This is a genomic window from Alicyclobacillus tolerans, from assembly GCF_900142255.1.
Classification (GTDB): Bacteria; Bacillota; Bacilli; order Alicyclobacillales; family Alicyclobacillaceae; genus Alicyclobacillus_I; species Alicyclobacillus_I tolerans.
On the sequence record NZ_FRAF01000050.1, the window covers coordinates 1 to 3,308 of the forward strand.

Annotated in this window: 6 protein-coding genes; all 6 read left to right on the forward strand. The window is 41.0% G+C overall.

Annotated features, from left to right (window positions below; translation table 11 throughout):
- Positions 1-156: 156 nt before the first annotated feature.
- The 6 genes from BUA75_RS15165 (at position 157) to BUA75_RS15190 (ending at position 3,192) form a co-directional block, all read left to right on the forward strand.
- Positions 157-951, forward strand: coding sequence for a sulfite exporter TauE/SafE family protein (locus tag BUA75_RS15165; RefSeq protein ID WP_072875448.1), 795 nt, complete (start codon positions 157-159; stop codon positions 949-951).
- Between the two features lie 15 nt (positions 952-966).
- Positions 967-1,353 carry a rhodanese-like domain-containing protein gene (locus BUA75_RS15170; RefSeq protein ID WP_072875450.1) on the forward strand — a complete coding sequence of 129 codons (387 nt, stop codon included), beginning with the start codon at positions 967-969 and terminating at the stop codon, positions 1,351-1,353.
- A 90-nt stretch (positions 1,354-1,443) separates the two neighbouring features.
- A complete protein-coding gene (locus BUA75_RS15175) occupies positions 1,444-1,704 on the forward strand; it encodes a metal-sensitive transcriptional regulator (RefSeq protein WP_072875451.1) in 261 nt (86 codons plus the stop codon).
- Positions 1,705-1,718: 14 nt separating this feature from the next.
- Positions 1,719-2,105, forward strand: a complete 387-nt coding sequence (locus tag BUA75_RS15180; RefSeq protein WP_072875452.1) for a DUF302 domain-containing protein — start codon at positions 1,719-1,721, stop codon at positions 2,103-2,105.
- Between the two features lie 27 nt (positions 2,106-2,132).
- A complete protein-coding gene (locus BUA75_RS15185; RefSeq protein ID WP_072875454.1) occupies positions 2,133-2,699 on the forward strand; it encodes a class I SAM-dependent methyltransferase in 567 nt (188 codons plus the stop codon).
- Between the two features lie 49 nt (positions 2,700-2,748).
- Positions 2,749-3,192, forward strand: a complete 444-nt coding sequence (locus BUA75_RS15190) for a DinB family protein (protein WP_072875457.1) — start codon at positions 2,749-2,751, stop codon at positions 3,190-3,192.
- Positions 3,193-3,308: the final 116 nt, after the last annotated feature.

A 3,308-nucleotide genomic window follows, 5' to 3' on the forward strand; every position in this document is an offset into this window, starting at 1 on the left:
GTGATTCGTTCCACAACATGAACCGCCGTATACCGAACGGTACGTACGGTGGTGTGAGAGGACGGGGGTTAGTCACCCCCTCCTACTCGATTTGTTGCGATTCCTTATATACTCATACAACTATACGTACGGAGTGGTTGAGAAGGGAGATTATTCATGATTGCTATTCATTTGACCACTGCCCAGACCATCCTTTCCATTATTTCAGGTGGGTTAGTTGGCTTTACGCTTGGATTAATTGGCGGCGGAGGTTCTATTTTAGCCGTTCCGTTGCTGTTGTATGTTGTGGGCATTCATGATGCTCATGTTGTCATTGGTACAACCGCATTAGCTGTTGCAGTCAATGCTTTTGTCAATCTTATTCCTCACTGGCGCGCTGGACATGTTCGTTGGAAAGCAGCAATTTTGTTTGCCATTCCGGGAGCGGTTGGGGCTGTTTTGGGTTCTTTCATTGGAAAAATGGTAGACGGTAAGGCTTTACTGTTTCTGTTTGCTATACTCATGCTAGTGATTGCCATTCAAATGTTGCGAAAGAAACAGGTGGACCAACAAGATACTGCAAGGCAACAGATCAAAATAGGTCCTGTACTGGGTACAGGAGCAGCTACAGGGATGATTTCTGGATTTTTTGGTATTGGCGGAGGATTTCTTATTGTACCTGGTTTGATATTGGCAACAGGAATGACCATGATAGATGCCATTGGAAGCTCTTTGTTTTCTGTAGGTACATTTGGGCTTACAACAGCAATTTCTTACGCACTCTCAGGTTTGGTGGACTGGTGGGTTTTTCTGCTTTATGTGATTGGCGGTATCTTGGGCGGTATAGGAGGAGCCCTGCTATCGAATCGATTGGGTAAAAACAAAAGAACATTACAAATCGTTTTTTCCATGATCATTATCATCGTGGCCATTTACATGCTTTACGACAATCTGTCGACTCTACATTGGTAGGTGAAAACGAATACAATGGAAAATATCATTTGGATTATTTTATTGATAGTCGTTTTATTTATGGTAATAAGGAGGGTATTGCCGACTAAGGGCATATCCTCCATTCAGGCAGAAGAATTGCAAAATTATTTGCAACGGAAAAATACAGACAGGCCAGAGTTTATTGATGTAAGAGAACCGCATGAATTCAGCTCTGGACATATCCCTGGGTTTCGCAATATCCCTTTAAGTAAGCTTGGAAGTTCAACAGATCAGTTGCCGAAAGATAAAGAAATTGTAGTGATGTGCAGAAGTGGTATGCGAAGTATGCAAGCTGCGCGAATTTTAAAAAAGAAAGGATTTTCCAAAGTCATCAATGTCTCGGGAGGCATTATGGCCTGGAGAGGAAAAACGACGAAATAAGCGTTTTACTACATGAAAATAGAGAAAATGATATGTTGGTTACAGGTTCGATATAGAGTATAAGAAAAACTGCAAAGGGGGATGACAAGAATGAATTATAACGATCAAATGAAAAATCGGCTGAAAAGAATAGAAGGCCAAGTACGAGGTGTACTTGGAATGATGGAACAGGATAAAAGCTGTAAAGAAGTAGTGACCCAATTAACGGCAATTCGCTCTGCGGTCGATCGCGTTATCATGTATGTAGTTGGGCAGAATATGGAAGATTGTATCCGAGAAGAAGTTTCAGGCGGAAAGTCTGCAGATAAAGTGGTCAAGGAAGCTATAGAATTATTGATGAAATCCAGATAGAGGTGTTACCTGATATGGATTTTTATTATTCAGTTGTGACAGAGAAAACGGTTGACGAAGCAGTCCGTGCTTTGGAAGAAAGTTTGCAAGCTCATCAATTCGGTGTTCTCTGGAAGCTCGATCTTTCATCCAAGTTGCAGGAAAAAGGTGTTGATTTTAGAATACCTTACCGTATACTTGAAGTCTGTAATCCTCATGAAGCCAAAAAAGTATTAACACAGAATTTGCTTGTTGGTTATTTCTTGCCGTGCAAAATAGTAGTCTATGAGCAGAATGGGAAGACACATATTGGTTTGCCGAAACCAAGTCAATTAATGGACATCATTGGAGATTCCACATTGTCAAGTATTGCTCAAGATGTTGAAACAAGTTTGGTTCAGGCGATAGATGCAGCCAAATAAATATTTTTAAGAAAGGTTGAGTTGGGTATGGGGCATCGTTTTAATCCAGCGCATGTGGACAGGCTTTTGAGTGAAGAGCGGCGAACGATTCTACCTCCTGAACCCATACTGTCTCAACTCGACATCCAATCTATGCATACGGTGGCTGACGTTGGTTGTGGTCCTGGCTATTTTACTCTACCAGCCGCGCAAATGACTCAGTCCAGTGTTTATGGAGTAGATGTTTCTTCAGAGATGCTCGCCTATTTGACGGATCGAGCTAAAGAAGAAAACATGCCAAATATCATTCCTATTCAGAGTTCAGCGGAACAGATTGACTTACCTAATGAGAGTATTGACCGATTACTATGTTCTTTTGTTTTACATGAAGTCGATAATTTACAGAAAGTGCTTTCTGAGTTTCAGAGAATTATTAAAACCGATGGAAAAATGCTGTTTCTGGAATGGGAAAAAAAGATGACTGGCTTTGGTCCACCTGTAGATGAACGTTTAGATGCGGAGACTTTGGAGGCTCATATAAAAGAGATGGGTTGGCGCAGTCAGCGTTTTCAGCCCAATACCAATCATTATGGACTACTGATTGAACGCGTATAAATTAAGGAATTTGTTAGTCAGTAAATGGAACAAGAGGGGAATGACGTGTATGTTAAAAGAAGTTGAAGATCAATATCAAGTACTGACCATGGTTCATCAAAGTATCGATCAAATGTTGGAAGGTCTTCATCAGGACGACTGGCAGAAATGTCCCAAGGCAGGCTTTAATTCGATTGTTTCTATTCTCGATCACGTAATTCTTGTAGAAAAAAAATTCTTTTCTGCTGTTTCAGGGAATCCCATGGATATGGATACTCAGTTACCCTTTAAAGTCGATCATTGGGATGTTTCTGCTGTACAACAGGCGTGGTCGGAAATACTTCCCTACGCTCAATCGGTTTTAGAGCCTTTGAACGCGTCAGATCTTGAAAAACCAGGATTAAACTTACGAGTGGGTCAATTGAATCGCAGACAACTGATTACTTATGCTATTGGACATACCACCCATCATCGTGGACAAATTCCGTTGCTTCTCAAGTTGCTTAAAGGATAAGCGTTAGCAGTAGGAAATATCGGGTATTCGGATTTTGGGGTTGAAAAAGCTCAAAGTTCGCCTTTCTCTAATTTGTCAACCAAGGTTGAAATGTCAACACCATAGTTCTTAGTTTC